We start from the raw sequence: 14,553 nt of genomic DNA on the forward strand, positions 1-14,553 counted from the left end.
CCTTCGGTGCGTTGAACGCACCGAAGGCCACATTGGGGCGCTCTGGTCAGCCCGGCTCGAAGGTGATGCCGCGCTCGGCCGCGCGGCGCTCGCCCCACTCGTACAGCGCCGTCAGCGCCGGGCGGAGCTCCTCCCCCACCTCGGTCAGGTGGTACTCGACGTGCGGGACCCGGCCGTCGAACTCCTCGCGGCGGACGACGCCGTCCGCGGCCAGCTCGCGCAGCTGCTGGGTCAGCATCTTCTCGCTCACGCCTGGCATCCGGCGCCGCAGCTCGCCGTAGCGGTGGGCGCCCTCCTTGAGGTGGGCCAGGATCACCGGCTTCCACTTGCCTCCGATCAGGTCGACCGCCAGCTCCGTCGCGCAGTGGTACCGCTTCATCCCGCTCTCCCCTACGCACCGGAAAGTACGTGGTTGCCCGGCCGGGCCGCCCCTGGTTGCCTGATCCGGTGATCGTGCCAGAAACCCCGCCGACCCCCACCCTCTACGACTGGGCCGGGGGCCACGAAGCCCTCGTGAAGCTGTTGACGATCTTCTACGGCCACGTCCTGGAAGACCCGCTGCTCGAGCCGGTCTTCCGCGGCATGGACCCGGAGCACCCGAAGCACGTCGCGGTGTGGCTCGGCGAAGTCTTCGGCGGGCCGGCCGGGTACTCGGCGAGCCACGGCGGCCACGCCCACATGATCGGCCGCCACCTGGGGCGCGGCATCACCGAAGAGCAGCGGCGCCGGTGGGTGAACCTGCTGCTCGACGCCGCCGACGAGGCCGGCCTGCCCGGCGATCCCGAGTTCCGCGCCGCCTTCGCCGGCTACCTCGAATGGGGCAGCCGGCTCGCCGTCATCTTCTCCGCGCCCGGCGCCGAGCCGAATCTCCACGAGCCCGTCCCGCAGTGGGACTGGCCGCTCCCTCCCTGGCAGCCGCCGTCGCCCTAGCCGCATAGTGAGGGCAGTCGGAAGGAGACTGCCCTTGATGATCCGGGTGGACGGCCGGACCCTGCGGTGCGCGGACGTGGTGACCGCGGCGCGCACCGGGGGGCCGCTGGGTATCGACGTCTCGATCGCCGCGCTGCGGGCGGCCGAGCACGCGTGGAAGCTGGCCGAAGAACTGAGCACGCGGCGGGTGGTCTACGGCCGGACCACCGGCGTCGGGGCCAACAAGGACGACACCGTCGAAAGCTCGGTCGAGCACGGCCTGCGGCTGCTGCGCAGCCACGCGGGCGGCAGCGGCGACGAGATGCCGACCGGTCAGGTGCGGGCGATGCTGCTGATCCGGCTCAACCAGCTGCTGTCCGGCCGGTCCGGGATCAGTCCCGAGCTGATCGGCGCGCTGGCCGAAGCGGTCCGCACCGGCGCGTTGCCGCTGGTGCACCGGCTCGGCGCGATCGGTACCGGCGACCTGGCGCCGCTCGCCGAAGCAGCGCTGGCGCTCACCGGCGAACGGCCGTGGGTCACCGGACACGTGCCACCGGTACCCGTGCGGGCGGGCGACGCGCTGGCCTTCATGAGCAGCAACGCCGCGACGCTCGCCGAAGCGACCCTCGCGGCGATGCGCCTGGACACGCTGACCCGCGCGAGCCACGCCGTCGCGGCACTGACGTACGTCGCGCTCGACGGCAACCCCGAGGCGTACGCGACGCCGGTGCACGAAGCGCGTCCGCACGCGGGGCAGGTCGCCTGCGCGGCCGAGATGCGGCGGCTGCTGGGCATGCACCAGACGCCGAAGCCGGGACGGCGGATCCAGGACCCGTTCGGGCTGCGCGCGTTCCCGCAGGTCCAGGGCCCGGCCCTGGACGCGATCCACTACCTGCGGGACGTCCTCGCCGTCGAGATCAACGCGAGCACGGAGAACCCGATGATCTCGACGGTCCACAACGACGCCTACCACCACGCGCACTTCCACACCGCCTACGTGTCGACGGCGCTGGACCAGGCCCGGGCGACCGTGCACCAGGTGGCGGAGCTGTCGGTGGCGCGCCTCGGCGACCTGGTGGAGCCGGAGTTCACCGGGCTGCGGCCGTTCCTGGCGGCGGGGCCGCCGGGCAGCTCGGGCGTGATGATCCTGGAGTACGTGGCGCACGACGCCCTCACGGAGCTGCGCCAGGCGGCGCTCCCGGCCACGCTCGGCACGGCGGTGGTGTCCCGCGGCATCGAGGACCACGCGAGCTTCTCGACCCAGGCGGCCCGCGCGGCGACGGCGGCGTGCTCGGCCTACCAGCAGGTGCTGGCCTGCGAGCTGGTCGCGGCGGTCCGCGCGCTGCGGATGCGGGAGGCCGACCTGCTGGAGCTGCCGGTGCGGGACGCGTTCGAAACGGCGTCGGCGGTGCTGGAGGAGAGCCTCGACGACCGGCCGCTCACCGGCGACATCGCCGCCGCCGTCGGTGTCCTGGAGCAGCTCGCACGCATCTGACGCCGCCGTGAACCCGGATCGCCCGTTCCGCCAACAACGGGGCAGATGGCCTCACGACAGGCAGGCGGTTCATGAGTTCAGCAGGTGCAGCCGGGGACGACGCGGACGTGATCACCGCGTCGCTGGAACGCCCCGAGCGGTTCGCGGTGGTCTTCGACCGCCACGCCCCGCAGATCCATCGCTACCTCGCCCGGCGGCTCGGCGGCCAGGTCGCCGACGACCTGATGGGCGAGACGTTCCTGATCGCGTTCGGCGCCCGCGCCCGCTACGACCCGGCGTTCCCGAGCGCCCGGCCGTGGCTCTACGGCATCGCGACGAACCTCGTCGGCCAGCGCCGCCGCGAAGAAGCGCGCGAGTACCGGCTGCGGGCCGCCCTCGGCCCGCCCGCCGACCAGGACTGCCACGCCGACCGGGTCGCCGAGCGGGTGGCGGCCCAGGCGATGACCGGACGGCTGGCCGGTGCGCTGGCCGTGCTGGCCCGGCGGGACCGCGACGTCCTGCTGCTGATCGCCTGGGAAGGCCTGAGCTACGAAGAGGTCGCGGCCGCGCTCGGCATCCCGCTCGGCACCGTCCGATCGCGGCTGAACCGGGCTCGCCGGAAGGTCCGCGCAGAACTGGGGCACGTGCCCGCCGAGGAGGTCTCGAACCATGGATGAGATGCAGCTGCTTCGCGACTTCGCCGGGCCGGCCGGGCTCCCGGCACCCGATGAGCTGGCCCGGAAGCGGGCCGAGCTGATCGCCGCGGCGAGCGCACGACGGCCGGCTCGCCGGCTCGGCCTGGTGTGGGGCTCGGCCGGCGCGGCCGGGCTCGCCGCGGCCGTCGCGGCCGTCGTCGTGCTCTCGCCCGGCGGAACCACCGCGCCGCCGGGCCCCGCGCCCCGGACGGCGACCGACCCGGTGTCGATCCTGTACACCGCGGCCGCCAAGGCCCGCGCCCTGCCGGACGTCGAGCCCCGGCCGGACCAGTTCCTCTACACCAGGACCCACCTCGCGGACGGCCGGGAGAACGAGTTCTGGGCGTCGGCGGACGGAACCCACGACGGGTTCCAGATCCTCTTCGGCCACGAATCGGAGATCGCCGGCTGCCGCGATGGGAAGCGCGTGCAAAAGGAAGGCCGCGGGCGAACGGTGACCCAGCGGTGCGAGCCGCGGCCCGCCGCCCACCCGGACCTGCCCACGGACGCCGACGCCATGCTCGCCTACCTGCACAGGAGCACCTACGGCGAAGGCGACACCTTGCACGACCTCGGCAACGAGGTCGTCGCTCTGGCCGGGGGCTACCTGCGCCCGGCGGCGCGGGCCGCGCTCTACGAGGCGGTGGCGAAGGTGCCCGGGCTCGTCGCCCGGCCGGACGCCAAGGGCGCCGGTGGCCGTCCGGTCCTCGGCATCACCTGGAACAGCACGACCGAGCACGGGATCGGCAACCAGGACGAGTTCCTGTTCGACCCGGTGACCTTCGCCTACCTCGGCGCCGGGACGACCGGTGTGGTCGTGAACCAGGGCATCGTCGACGCGGTGCGGCAACGGCCCTGAACGCGCGAAGGGCCGCTCCGGGGATCCCGGAGCGGCCCTTCGAACGGGGAACTCAGCCGAAGAAGACTTCGGCTTCCTGGTAGCGCTCGACCGGAACCGTCTTCAGCTCGGCCGTCGCCTCGGAGAGCTTCACGCGGACGATGTCCGTGCCCTTAAGCGCCACCATCACGCCGAAGTCGCCGTCGGCCACCGCGTCGACCGCGTGCAGGCCGAAGCGGGTCGCCAGGACGCGGTCGTACGCCGTCGGGGTGCCGCCGCGCTGGACGTGGCCCAGCACGACCGCGCGGGACTCCTTGCCGGTGCGGTGGGCGATCTCGTCGGCCAGCCAGGTGCCGATGCCGCCGAGGCGGACGTGCCCGAAGGCGTCCTTCTCACCGGTCAGCAGCTTCTCTTCGCCGCCCTCGGGCAGCGCGCCCTCGGCGACGACGATGATCGGCGCGAACTCCTTCTCGAAGCGGCGCTCGACCCAGGAGACGACCTGGTCGACGTTGAAGTGCCGCTCCGGCACCAGGATGACGCTGGCGCCGCCGGCGAGACCGGAGTGCAGCGCGATCCAGCCGGCGTGCCGGCCCATGACCTCGACCACGAGCGCGCGGTGGTGCGACTCGGCCGTGGTGTGCAGCCGGTCGATCGCCTCGGTCGCGATGGAGACCGCGGTGTCGAAGCCGAAGGTGTAGTCGGTCGCGCCCAGGTCGTTGTCGATCGTCTTGGGCACGCCCACGACGCCGATGCCGTCGTCGGTCAGCCGCTTCGCGACACCGAGGGTGTCCTCGCCGCCGATCGCGATCAGCGCGTCGACGCCTTGATCGGCGAGGACCTGCCTGATCTTGTCGACACCGCCGTCGACCTTGTAGGGGTTGGTGCGCGAGGACCGCAGGATGGTGCCGCCGCGGGTGAGGATGTCTTCGACGTCGTTCAGGCCCAGCGGGCGGCTGTCGCCGGTGAGGGGGCCGTTCCAGCCGTTGCGGAAGCCCACGAAGTCCCAGCCGTGCACCTCGATGCCCTTGCGCACCACCGCGCGGATCACCGCGTTGAGTCCCGGGCAGTCGCCGCCGCCGGTCAGCACACCGACACGCATGAGAAGCCTCCGTCTGTTCTCGGGAGATGACAGTCACATTTCGTCAGACGTCAGCGTAGCGGCTCTCGTCTTGATCGGTGCAGGCCGTACCACCTGCCGGATCGGTCCTCGGTGACGGCTGTGCTACGTTGATGCGCATGCGGCGCTATTTCTGGTTTACGAAGCCGGCCCCGGGTGGGCACGGCGGCGTGAACCCGCGCTGACTCCCACCCCCGAGCCGGATTTCTGAACCGGCTCGGCGAGTCCCCCGCGGGTCGGTGTCCACCAGGAAGGAACACCCCCGCCATGACGCTCTCCGCCGGACCGGCCACCATCGGTGACCTCGACGCCGCGCGTACCACGTCGATCAGTCCGCTCATCCCGCCCGCGCTGCTGCGCGAAGACCATCCGGTCGACGCCGCGGTCGCGAAGGTGGTGCGCCACGGCCGCGCCGAGACGGTCGACATCCTCGAAGGCCGCGACGACCGGCTGCTCGTCGTGGTCGGCCCGTGCTCGGTGCACGACCCCGAAGCCGCCCTCGACTACGCCCGCCGGCTGGCGGCGAAGGCCGAGGAGCTGCGCGGCGAGCTGCACATCGTGATGCGCGTGTACTTCGAGAAGCCGCGCACCACGCTGGGCTGGAAGGGCCTGATCAACGACCCGGACCTCGACGGCACGTTCGCCGTCAACAAGGGCCTGCGGATGGCGCGCCGGCTGCTGCTCGACGTGTCCGCGCTCGGCCTGCCGGTGGGCTGCGAGTTCCTCGACCCGATCACGCCGCAGTTCATCGCGGACATCGTCACGTGGGGTTCGATCGGCGCCCGCACGGCGGCCAGCCAGGTCCACCGCCAGCTGTGCAGCGCGCTGTCGATGCCGGTGGGCATCAAGAATTCGACCGAGGGCGACGTCCAGGTGGCGATCGACGCCACCCGCGCGGCGGCGGCCAGCCACGTGTTCCCGGGCATCAACACCGACGGCCTGGCGGCGCTGCTGACGACGTCCGGCAACCCGGACTGCCACGTGATCCTGCGCGGCCACAACGGGGGCCCGAACTACGACGCCGCCACGGTGGCGGACACGCTGGCGCGGCTGGCGAAGGCGGGGTTGCCGGAGCGGGTGATCATCGACGCTTCGCACGGCAACAGCGGCAAGGACCACGTGCGGCAGGGCGAGGTGGTGCGTGAGCTGGCCGAGCGGCTGGCGTCGGGCGAGCGCGGGATCGCCGGGCTGATGATGGAGAGCTTCCTGGCCGGCGGGCGGCAGGAGCTTTCGCTGGGGCGCGCTTCGGAGCTGACCTACGGGCAGTCGATCACCGACGCCTGCCTGGCTTGGGACGACACCGCGCCGCTGCTGGACGAGCTGGCCTCGGCGGTGCGGGCGCGCCGCTGAGAGGTCCCCGGCCTGGGGGTCCCCCGGTTTTCACGTTACCGGGGACCCCCGACAATTCCGGGCCGCGCGTCGGGGCCGAGCGGCTTGCCAGGTGAGGTCGGCCGGGCCGGACGGTTCGTTCGGCCCGGCGGCCGGCGAGTCAGCAGCTGCCGGCTCCCGGTTCTCGCCCAAGCGCCCCAATGTGGCCTTCGGTGCCCCCAACGCACCCAATGTGGCCTTCGGTGCGCCCAACGCACCCAATGTGGCCTTCGGTGCGCCCAACGCACCCAATGTGGCCTTCGGTGCGCCCAACGCACCGAAGGCCACATTGGGGCGCTTGGGGCGGCGGGTCAGCGGCGCGGGAAGTAGTTCTCGATGATTTCCCACCGGGCCAGGTTGTGCTTGGCGTCCGCCAGCGCATCGTGCTGGTCGGTCGGCGCCGCGGGCAGCTTCGGCTTCCCGGCGTCCTCCCAGCGCTGGCGCAGGTCACGGGTGAACCTCGGCAGCTGCCGCGGCAGTGCCGGCATCGGGCCCCACAGCTGGGCCAGCGCCACGTGGTCGTACGCCGCGAACCAGGCCCACAGCTCGATCCCGCCCGGTGGCTTGCCGAAGAACTCCAGCAGGTCGCTGCGGATCTTCTCCCTGCTCCGCCACGCCCGGTCGGCCGGTGAGGGCAGCTTGTCCAGGACGTTGTCCCGGACCCACGGCCCCGCCTTCGAAGGGTCGAACTCCGTCGAGACCGCGTAGAACTCGCGGCCCCGTTCGTCCACCACCCCGATCGACACCAAATCGATGGTCACGCCGTCTTCGATGAACTCGGTGTCGTAGAAAAAACGCACTGGTGAACAGTAGTGGTGGCTCAGCCGACCTTGGAATCCGGCACCCGGGCCGCGTCGCGCGCGCCGGGCTGGGCTGGCACCGCGGGCTTCACCCCGGCCGCCTCCGCCGCCAGGAGTTCCTTGGCCTTGGCCGCGTAGATGTCGACGTACTCCTGGCCCGAGAGCTCCATCAGGGCGTACATGATCTCGTCGGTGATCGACCGCTCGATGAAGCGGTCACCCGAGAGACCTTCGTACCGCGAGAAGTCCAGGGGCTTGCCGAACCGGACCTCGAGGCGGCGGGGCCACCACATCTTCGAGCCGATCGGGTTGACCTTGTCCGTGCCGACCATCGCGACCGGGACCACGACGCCGCCGGACTCCAGGGCGATCCGCGCCACGCCCGTCTTGCCCTTGTACAGCCGTCCGTCCGGGGAGCGCGTGCCCTCCGGGTAGATCCCGAGCAGGTGCCCCTCGCGGACCAGGCGGGTCGCCGTGTCGAGCGCGGCCTGGGCGGCGTTGCCGCCGGACCGGTCGATCGGGAACTGGCCGACGCCGGTGAAGAACCACTTCTTGAGCGTGCCCTTGAACCCGGGCTCGGTGAAGTACTCGGACTTGGCCGGGAAGGTCACCTTGCGCTTGACGCGCAGCGGCATGAAGAACGAGTCCGCGACCGCCAGGTGGTTGCCGGCCAGGATCGCGCCACCCGTCTCGGGGATGTTCTCCGCGCCGACGACCTTGGTCGGCCAGAGCGTCTTGAGCAGCGGTCCGAGGAACACCCACTTCATGAGCCAGTACAGCACCGGTGTCTCAGTCCTCCATCGCAGCCGCAGCCCCTGTTCACCCGAGACGAACAGCCTACGAACCCGGGTGGCCGCCGCACAACGGCGACCACCCGGTTACCGCTTCGGCAGCGATCGATCTCACAGCGAATTCCGGGCCCGGGCGGACCCCCACAACGTCCACCGGCCGTGAGAGCATGGAGTGACTGCACCGCTCACACGGAAGGCGATCGCATGGGCGTGCTCGCCGGCGCGGAACCGTTCGGCCACACCGGTTCGGCCGAAACCGGGTTCCTGCTCTGCCACGGGTTCACCGGTACCCCGGCGAGCATGCGGGCCTGGGGTGACCACCTGGCCGGGGCCGGGTTCACGGTGCGCTGCCCGCTGCTGCCCGGCCACGGCACCCGCTGGCCGGACCTCAACCGCACGACGTGGGAGGACTGGTACTGCGCCGTCCGCGAGGCCCTGCTCGCGCTGCTGGCGACGTGCAAGACCGTGTTCGTCGGCGGCCTCTCCATGGGCGGCACGCTCACCCTGCGCCTGGCCGAGGAGTTCGGCGACCGGATCGCCGGGATCGTGCTGGTCAACCCGTCGGTGACGCGGCTGAAGTGGGACACGCGGCTGCTGCCGGTGCTGGGCCGGATCGTGCCGTCGGTGCCGGCGATCGCGAACGACATCAAGAAGCCGGGCGAGACGGAGCTGGCCTACCCGCGGACGCCGGTGCGCGCGGCGGCGAGCCTGGCGAAGCTGTGGGCGGTCGTGCGCGCCGACCTGGCGAAGGTGACGCAGCCGGTGCTGCTGCTGCACTCGTCGGTCGACCACGTCGTCGAGCCGGTGAACTCGCAGCTGGTGCTCGACGGCGTCTCGAGCACCGACGTCACCGAGGTCGTGCTGGAGAACAGCTACCACGTGGCGACGCAGGACAACGACGCCGAAGTGATCTTCACCCGCAGTGTCGAGTTCGCGAAGGCGCACGCCGCCCAGCCGGAGGAGACCGCATGAGCCGGGGGAAGGACGGGCCGGAGGACGTCGACGCGACGTTCGCCGAGATCGTCGCCGACCTGCGGGCCGCCGGGTTCGGGCTCCCGGAATCGGATACCGCGGACACTGCGGACACTGCGGACACCGCCGGCACGGCCGGCGCGGAGCCGGAGTCGCGCAGGACGCCCGAGCGGCCCGCCGACCCGCCGGCCGTGGAGGCCCCGCCGGAGCCCGGCTGGCGGTCCGGGGGCACGTCGTGGGACGCCACGATGTTCTCCGACGACCCGGCGGAGGACGACGAGCACTACGTCCCGCCCGACCCGCCGCCGCTGCCCCGGCCGAAGCTGGGCGCGTTCCTCATCCTGCTGCTGTTCCTGGCCGGGCTGTTCCTGCTGATCCTGCCCGGCGCGATCGGCGTCGGCCCGACGGTGGCGACACCGCTGGGCATCCTCGCGCTCGCGACCTCGATCGCGCTGCTGCTGCTCCGCGTGCGGCAGGGTCCGCCGCCCGGCGCGGACCCCAGCACCGGCGCCCAGGTCTAATCGGACGGCGATGCACATCGAGTTCAGTCCTTCGCGGCGATCGACCGTCGGCGCGGAATGGGAGCTCGGCCTGGTGGACCGCCGCAGCGGCGAACTGTCCTCGGTGGCCGAGCAGATCCTCGAGGCCGTCCGGCCCGACGAGCAGGCGGAGCACCCGAAGATCAAGCAGGAGCTGCTGCTCAACACGATCGAGATCATCACCGGCGTCTGTAGCACGATCGCCGAGGTCAAGGCCGACCTGAACGACTCGCTCGACGTCGTGCACGGCGTCGCCGACCCGCTCGGCGTCGAGATGTTCTCGGCGGGGACGCACCCGTTCTCGAACTGGTACCAGCAGAAGGTCACCGACAAGGAGCGCTACGCCAAGCTGATCGACCGGACCCAGTGGTGGGGACGGCAGATGCTGATCTACGGCGTCCACATCCACGTCGGGGTCGACCACCGCGAGAAGGTGCTGCCCGTCCTCGACGCGCTGCTCAACTACGCGCCGCACCTGCAGGCGCTGTCGGCGTCTTCGCCGTACTGGGGCGCCGAGGACACCGGGTACGCGTCGAACCGGGCGCTGATGTTCCAGCAGCTGCCGACGGCCGGGCTGCCGTTCCAGTTCCGGAAGTGGGCGGAGCTGGAGAGCTACGTCGAGGACATGTTCACCACCGGCGTGATCGACAGCTTCTCGGAGATCCGCTGGGACATCCGGCCGTCGCCGAAGCTCGGCACGATCGAGATGCGCGTCTGCGACGGCCTGCCGACGCTGGAGGAGGTCGGCGCGATCGCGGCGCTGACGCAGTGCCTGGTGGACGACTTCGTCGAGCGCCTGGAAGACGGCGAAATCTTGCCGACGCTGCCGCCGTGGCACGTCCAGGAGAACAAGTGGCGCGCGGCCCGCTACGGCACCGACGCGATCATCATCCTGGACGCGGCCGGCCGCGAGCGGCTGGTCACCGACGACGTGGCCGACCTGCTGGACCGGCTCGAGCCGGTGGCGCGGCGGCTGGACTGCGTGGCCGAACTGCGGGACGTCGAGTCGATCCTGCGGTACGGGCCGAGCTACCGGCGGCAACGAGCCGTCGCGGAGCGGCACAAGGGCAGCCTCAAGGCCGTCGTCGCGTCGCTGGTGGCCGAGATGCGCGACGGGATCGCGAAGGACTAAAGCTCGTCGAGCTGCCGGCGGAGCGTGCCGGGGCCGAGGATCGAGGCGCCGAGGGCCTCGACGCGCCTCTTCAGCTCACGGTCGGCCGTCGCGACCAGAACGCTCGCTTTTTGCTGCGCGACGACCTCGACGATCTTCGAGTCACCGTCGGTGTCGGCGGCGACGACCTCGACACCCGCGGCCGACGTGACGCGCTTGGCCTGCCCTTCGACGACCAGGATGATCCGCGGCCACCAGGTCACGGTGGCGTCGTCCGGGTCGGGCACGCCGGCTTCGGCGAGCTTGGCGAGCCGGTCGCGGAGCCGCTCGGCGGCGCCGTGCCGGTCGCGCCACCAGCCGTCCGGACGCGAGCCGACGACGTTGGCGCCGTCGACGACCAGGACGAGTTCGCGGCCGACCCGGTCGCGCAGGTCCGGCCACGCGGCGGCGAAGTCGCGGTGAAGGGGGTAACCGGGGACGTCGTCGGGATCCACCCAGCGCACCTCCGCACTTTCGGTGTTGGCGACGCGCGCCTCGGCGCCGTCGGCGAGGGCCAGGACGGTGGTGTAGCTCCAGTCGCCATGATCGACGACGGAGGCGGAGACCGCACGGAAGGCATCGGCCGGAACGGAGGCCTCTTCGAAGGCTTCCCGCGTGGCCGCGCCGACGGCGGTTTCGCCGGCTTCGATGGCCCCGCCGGGCAGCGCCCAGGTGCGGCCGTGGTGCACCCACCAGGCGCGACGCTGCAGGAGAACACCGCGGGCGGGATCGACGAGCAGCAGGCCCGCGGCACCGTAGCGGCCCCAGTGCAGGTGCCCGCAGGAACAGCGGACGAAGACGCTGGCGGACGGCAGGCTCACGTGTTCAGCGTGTCACAGGTCGCCCGCGGATCATCTCTCAGCGGAAGCCGAGGCTCTTCGCCGGCGGCCGCCGGGGCTCCCTCCCGCCGGGCTCCCTCCCGCCGGCCGCCGGCGAAGAGCTCGCGGGAAAGCCACGGCAGCAGACAGACCGGAACGTGAACGGGGCCCACACCCCCCGCAACCCCGATCCGAAGCCACAACACGGCGGGCGGCGCCGGGTCAAGGCACGCTTTCCCGCCTTGACGCGGTGCCGCCGGCCGTAGTCACAATCAGGCTTCGGGGTGGCGGGGAAGACCGCCGACGGGACGGCTACTGGAGCGGCCGCCGCATGGACCGGCCGCCGGATGGGTCGGCCACGGGACCGAGTGATGATCGCCGAACGTGGGCGGCCGTTGCGGGCCCGCCCCCGATTGCCACGCTACCGGGAGCCACCGACAGTCCCGCCCGAGCGGACCGCCGCACCGGGCCACCATCCACAACTCCGACGAGCACAGGCCAGGTCAGACCGGGATCATCGCCGCTTCCAGAAGCCCGGGCCGCGCCCAGGCCAGGTCATCGCCCGCTCCCAGAGCCAAGGCCGCCGCACGCAAGCCAGGTCAGACCAGAGTCTTCGCCGCTTCCAGCGCCAAAGCCGCCGCGCCGACGATCGCCGTGTCGTCGCCGAGGTGAGCCGTCCTGATCCTTGCCAACGGCCGGTGGCGCGCCCCCGTGATCGTCGCCGCGTAGTGCTCGCGGGCCTCGTCCAAAAACAGGGGCGCCGACTCCGACACGCCGCCGCCGATCACGATGATCTCCGGGTCGAACACGTCCGCCACCAGGGCCAGGCCCTCGCCCAGCCACTTGGCCAGCTCCGCCATCGCCAGCTGGGCGATCGGGTCGCCGTCGCGGGCCGCGCCCGCCACTCTGCGGCCCGTCACCGAGCCCGGGTCGCCCGCGACCTGGGGGGCCAGCACCGTCGAGCGGCCCGGGTGGCGCGCCAGGAGCTCCACCGCCGTGGCCGCCAGGGCCGTTCCGCTGCAGTAGCGCTCCCAGCAGCCGTACTTGCCGCACGGGCAGGGGCGGCCGCCGCGGACCACCGTCAAGTGGCCCAGCTCGGGCGCGACGCCGTACGCGCCGCGGTAGAGCTTGCCGTCCAGCAACAGCCCGGCGCCGATGCCCGTGCCCAGTGCCACCAGGGCCGCCACCTGGGCGCCGCGGGCCGCGCCGAAGCGGTGCTCGCCCACGATCGCCGAATTGACGTCGTGCTCCAGCAGCACCGGCAGGCCGACGCGCTTTTCGATCCGGTCGGCGACCGGGGCGCCGCGCCACGCCAGGTGCGGGGCGAACATCACCGACCGGCGGTCGCGCGCCACGAAACCCGCCACCGCGAGCCCGACCCCGGCCACCTCGTGCCGGTTGCGCAGGTCCTCGACCACGCCGGCGATGGCGTCCTCGAGAGCACCTTCCTCGGTCGGCGTCGCGACGCGGGCCGTGTCGAGCAGGGAGCCGCGTTCGTCCACCACGCCGGCCCGGATGCTCGTCCCGCCGACGTCCACCCCTATCGTCCGCACTCAGCTCTCCCACTCGTCGCGCCTGCGGACGGCGATGTGCTGCACCCTCGCCGGCGCCGTGGCGTCCGGCGCGGGCCGCGCCGCGGGCCGGAACCCGGGCATGTGCACGCCCTCCTCCGGCTCCCACCGGTCCGCGAGCACCGCGCGCAGCAGGGCGACCAGCTGCGCGAGCTGCTCGGCCAGCCGCGCGACCAGCTCGGGCCGTTCCCCCCGCACCACCGCGACGATCGCACAGAGCGGACACCAGCCGCACGCCGAACCGTCCGGTTTCGCCTCGTCAGTGGTCCCGTGCCCGGCCGCGAGCAGGCCTTCGAGCCACGGCGCCGCCTTCTCCGCGACCAGCTCGGCGAGCAGGCGGATCTCCTCCGTCAGGCGCGGCCCGTGTTCCTCTTCGCTCACCCGCGTCCCCGGTTCCCGGCCAGGTGCACGACCAGGCCGTCGGCGTCGGATTCCGCGCCGGTGATCCGGCACGGCCGCAGCGGCTCCGGCAGGGCGATGAGCCTGCGGAAGCCGTCCACGGTGATCGCCAGGTCGTCGTCGACGCGGGCGAGGTCGACCTCGGCGTCCCGCGCCAGCGGGAGCGCGACGCGCAGGGTGTACCCGTCCGCGGCCGGGCGCACCCGCAGCAGCGGGGTGACGGGAGCGCCGTTGCCCGCGAGAGGGTCTTCGCTCCCGTAAAGCTCGGCGGCGATCTCCAGCAGCGCGGGCAGCCCGACCGGCTCGACGGCGCGGTGCTCGACCCGGGCGACCGGCGCGATCCCGGCCGCGGCGAGTTCGGCGAGCACGGCGTCCTGCTGCGTCCGCCGGGTGCGCAGCCAGGACGCGGCGCCGCCGCGCCAGATGCCGGGCGCGGGCATCAGCCGGTTGGCGATCAGGCCGTCGACGGCGATGCCGCGCAGGGCCAGGGAACTGAGCGTGCGTCGCGCCTCGGCGACGACCACCCGCTCCGGCGTCAGGACCAGCCGGACCGTCGTCACCGACGGGTCGGTGAGCAGCCCGCGCAGGCCGTCGAGGTGGGCGCCGAGGCGGCGCACCGAGTCCGTGACGCGGCCGCGCGGCCCGAACACCCGCGTCAGGTAGCCGGAGACGGCCTCGGGCAGGGCGAGCAGCCGCAGCGTCTCGGCCGTCGGCCCGCAGTCGACGACGACGGTCTCCCACGGCCCGTCCTCGGCCAGCCGGCGGACCTCGGTGAGGGCGAGCAGTTCGTCGACGCCGGGCAGCACGGTGAGCTCTTCGGCGTCGAGGGTGTCCAGGCCCGCACCGGCCAGCACCGTCCGCAGCTCGCCGCGCAGCCGATCCCAGCTCGTGTCCACCAGGGTGCGCGAATCGACCTGCACGCCCGAAAGGAGGGTGTCCACTTCGGACGGTTCGGCGCCGAGGGGCTGCCCGAAGGCGTCACCGAGCGAATGCGCCGGGTCCGTGGACACGACGAGGGTCTTCCTGCCGCGAGCGGCGAGGGCGGCGCCGGTGGCCGCGGCCAGCGTGGTCTTCCCGACACCCCCCTTGCCGGTGCACAGCAGGATCCGCAC

Annotated in this window: 16 protein-coding genes; 8 read left to right on the plus strand and 8 right to left on the minus strand. The window is 72.6% G+C overall.

Going from position 1 to position 14,553, the window contains the following annotated elements; translation table 11 throughout:
* Window positions 1-46: 46 nt before the first annotated feature.
* Complete coding sequence (locus AB0M30_RS09505) at window positions 47-379, minus strand: helix-turn-helix domain-containing protein (RefSeq protein WP_364581906.1); 333 nt, start codon at window positions 377-379, stop codon at window positions 47-49.
* Between the two features lie 68 nt (window positions 380-447).
* Here AB0M30_RS09505 and AB0M30_RS09510 point away from each other — a divergent pair, with 68 nt between their 5' ends.
* From AB0M30_RS09510 to AB0M30_RS09525, 4 genes are all read left to right on the plus strand, one after another.
* Window positions 448-930 (plus strand): group II truncated hemoglobin, encoded by a 483-nt coding sequence (locus AB0M30_RS09510; protein WP_364581909.1) that lies wholly within the window; start codon window positions 448-450, stop codon window positions 928-930.
* Between the two features lie 37 nt (window positions 931-967).
* The gene (locus AB0M30_RS09515) at window positions 968-2,404 is read left to right on the plus strand and encodes an aromatic amino acid ammonia-lyase (protein WP_364582622.1); all 1,437 of its coding nucleotides are present in this window, start codon (window positions 968-970) and stop codon (window positions 2,402-2,404) included.
* Window positions 2,405-2,475: 71 nt separating this feature from the next.
* The gene (locus AB0M30_RS09520; protein WP_364581912.1) at window positions 2,476-3,060 is read left to right on the plus strand and encodes an RNA polymerase sigma factor; all 585 of its coding nucleotides are present in this window, start codon (window positions 2,476-2,478) and stop codon (window positions 3,058-3,060) included.
* Window positions 3,053-3,937, plus strand: coding sequence for a CU044_5270 family protein (locus AB0M30_RS09525; RefSeq protein ID WP_364581915.1), 885 nt, complete (start codon window positions 3,053-3,055; stop codon window positions 3,935-3,937). Before AB0M30_RS09520 ends, AB0M30_RS09525 begins: the two co-directional genes overlap by 8 nt.
* Window positions 3,938-3,989: 52 nt before the next feature.
* On the opposite strand, the gene AB0M30_RS09530 is transcribed toward AB0M30_RS09525, so the two are convergent.
* Window positions 3,990-5,015 carry a 6-phosphofructokinase gene (locus AB0M30_RS09530; RefSeq protein WP_103342884.1) on the minus strand — a complete coding sequence of 342 codons (1,026 nt, stop codon included), beginning with the start codon at window positions 5,013-5,015 and terminating at the stop codon, window positions 3,990-3,992.
* 285 nt (window positions 5,016-5,300) lie between these two features.
* Here AB0M30_RS09530 and AB0M30_RS09535 point away from each other — a divergent pair, with 285 nt between their 5' ends.
* Window positions 5,301-6,383, plus strand: a complete 1,083-nt coding sequence (locus tag AB0M30_RS09535) for a 3-deoxy-7-phosphoheptulonate synthase (RefSeq protein WP_364581918.1) — start codon at window positions 5,301-5,303, stop codon at window positions 6,381-6,383.
* 329 nt (window positions 6,384-6,712) lie between these two features.
* On the opposite strand, the gene AB0M30_RS09540 is transcribed toward AB0M30_RS09535, so the two are convergent.
* Together AB0M30_RS09540 and AB0M30_RS09545 are read right to left on the minus strand one after the other, a co-directional pair.
* Complete coding sequence (locus AB0M30_RS09540; RefSeq protein WP_364581921.1) at window positions 6,713-7,201, minus strand: polyadenylate-specific 3'-exoribonuclease AS; 489 nt, start codon at window positions 7,199-7,201, stop codon at window positions 6,713-6,715.
* A 20-nt stretch (window positions 7,202-7,221) separates the two neighbouring features.
* On the minus strand, window positions 7,222-7,983 hold the full coding sequence (locus AB0M30_RS09545; protein WP_103342881.1) for a lysophospholipid acyltransferase family protein: 762 nt from the start codon (window positions 7,981-7,983) through the stop codon (window positions 7,222-7,224).
* A 213-nt stretch (window positions 7,984-8,196) separates the two neighbouring features.
* Between AB0M30_RS09545 and AB0M30_RS09550 the strand changes: the two genes are divergently transcribed.
* From AB0M30_RS09550 to AB0M30_RS09560, 3 genes are read left to right on the plus strand one after another with little or no spacing between them, the layout of a single operon-like run.
* Complete coding sequence (locus tag AB0M30_RS09550) at window positions 8,197-8,964, plus strand: alpha/beta fold hydrolase (protein WP_364581924.1); 768 nt, start codon at window positions 8,197-8,199, stop codon at window positions 8,962-8,964.
* Window positions 8,961-9,485 (plus strand): hypothetical protein, encoded by a 525-nt coding sequence (locus AB0M30_RS09555; RefSeq protein ID WP_364581927.1) that lies wholly within the window; start codon window positions 8,961-8,963, stop codon window positions 9,483-9,485. Before AB0M30_RS09550 ends, AB0M30_RS09555 begins: the two co-directional genes overlap by 4 nt.
* A gap of 10 nt (window positions 9,486-9,495) precedes the next feature.
* Window positions 9,496-10,635 (plus strand): glutamate--cysteine ligase, encoded by a 1,140-nt coding sequence (locus AB0M30_RS09560; RefSeq protein WP_364581930.1) that lies wholly within the window; start codon window positions 9,496-9,498, stop codon window positions 10,633-10,635.
* Here AB0M30_RS09560 and AB0M30_RS09565 read toward each other — a convergent pair.
* The 4 genes from AB0M30_RS09565 to AB0M30_RS09580 all read right to left on the minus strand — a co-directional run bounded on the left by AB0M30_RS09565 (window position 10,632) and on the right by AB0M30_RS09580 (window position 14,553).
* Complete coding sequence (locus AB0M30_RS09565; protein WP_364581932.1) at window positions 10,632-11,474, minus strand: NUDIX hydrolase; 843 nt, start codon at window positions 11,472-11,474, stop codon at window positions 10,632-10,634. The genes AB0M30_RS09560 and AB0M30_RS09565 overlap by 4 nt on opposite strands.
* A gap of 596 nt (window positions 11,475-12,070) precedes the next feature.
* Window positions 12,071-13,009: an ROK family protein gene (locus AB0M30_RS09570; protein WP_103342877.1), complete on the minus strand. Its 939-nt coding sequence runs from the start codon at window positions 13,007-13,009 to the stop codon at window positions 12,071-12,073.
* A 15-nt stretch (window positions 13,010-13,024) separates the two neighbouring features.
* Window positions 13,025-13,423 carry a hypothetical protein gene (locus AB0M30_RS09575; RefSeq protein WP_364581935.1) on the minus strand — a complete coding sequence of 133 codons (399 nt, stop codon included), beginning with the start codon at window positions 13,421-13,423 and terminating at the stop codon, window positions 13,025-13,027.
* The gene (locus tag AB0M30_RS09580; RefSeq protein ID WP_364581938.1) at window positions 13,420-14,553 is read right to left on the minus strand and encodes an ArsA family ATPase; all 1,134 of its coding nucleotides are present in this window, start codon (window positions 14,551-14,553) and stop codon (window positions 13,420-13,422) included. The genes AB0M30_RS09575 and AB0M30_RS09580 overlap by 4 nt, the downstream gene beginning before the upstream one ends.

The organism is Amycolatopsis sp. NPDC051716, from assembly GCF_040681595.1.
Classification (GTDB): domain Bacteria; phylum Actinomycetota; class Actinomycetes; order Mycobacteriales; family Pseudonocardiaceae; genus Amycolatopsis.

Excerpts from the sequence above, each read along its gene's own strand:
- AB0M30_RS09505 (WP_364581906.1), bottom strand. The coding sequence starts at position 379 with ATGAAGCGGTACCACTGCGCGACGGAGCTGGCGGTCGACCTGATCGGA.
- AB0M30_RS09515 (WP_364582622.1), top strand. The coding sequence starts at position 968 with ATGATCCGGGTGGACGGCCGGACCCTGCGGTGCGCGGACGTGGTGACC.
- AB0M30_RS09520 (WP_364581912.1), top strand. The coding sequence starts at position 2,476 with ATGAGTTCAGCAGGTGCAGCCGGGGACGACGCGGACGTGATCACCGCG.
- AB0M30_RS09525 (WP_364581915.1), top strand. The coding sequence starts at position 3,053 with ATGGATGAGATGCAGCTGCTTCGCGACTTCGCCGGGCCGGCCGGGCTC.
- AB0M30_RS09530 (WP_103342884.1), bottom strand. The coding sequence starts at position 5,015 with ATGCGTGTCGGTGTGCTGACCGGCGGCGGCGACTGCCCGGGACTCAAC.
- AB0M30_RS09535 (WP_364581918.1), top strand. The coding sequence starts at position 5,301 with ATGACGCTCTCCGCCGGACCGGCCACCATCGGTGACCTCGACGCCGCG.
- AB0M30_RS09550 (WP_364581924.1), top strand. The coding sequence starts at position 8,197 with ATGGGCGTGCTCGCCGGCGCGGAACCGTTCGGCCACACCGGTTCGGCC.
- AB0M30_RS09555 (WP_364581927.1), top strand. The coding sequence starts at position 8,961 with ATGAGCCGGGGGAAGGACGGGCCGGAGGACGTCGACGCGACGTTCGCC.
- AB0M30_RS09560 (WP_364581930.1), top strand. The coding sequence starts at position 9,496 with ATGCACATCGAGTTCAGTCCTTCGCGGCGATCGACCGTCGGCGCGGAA.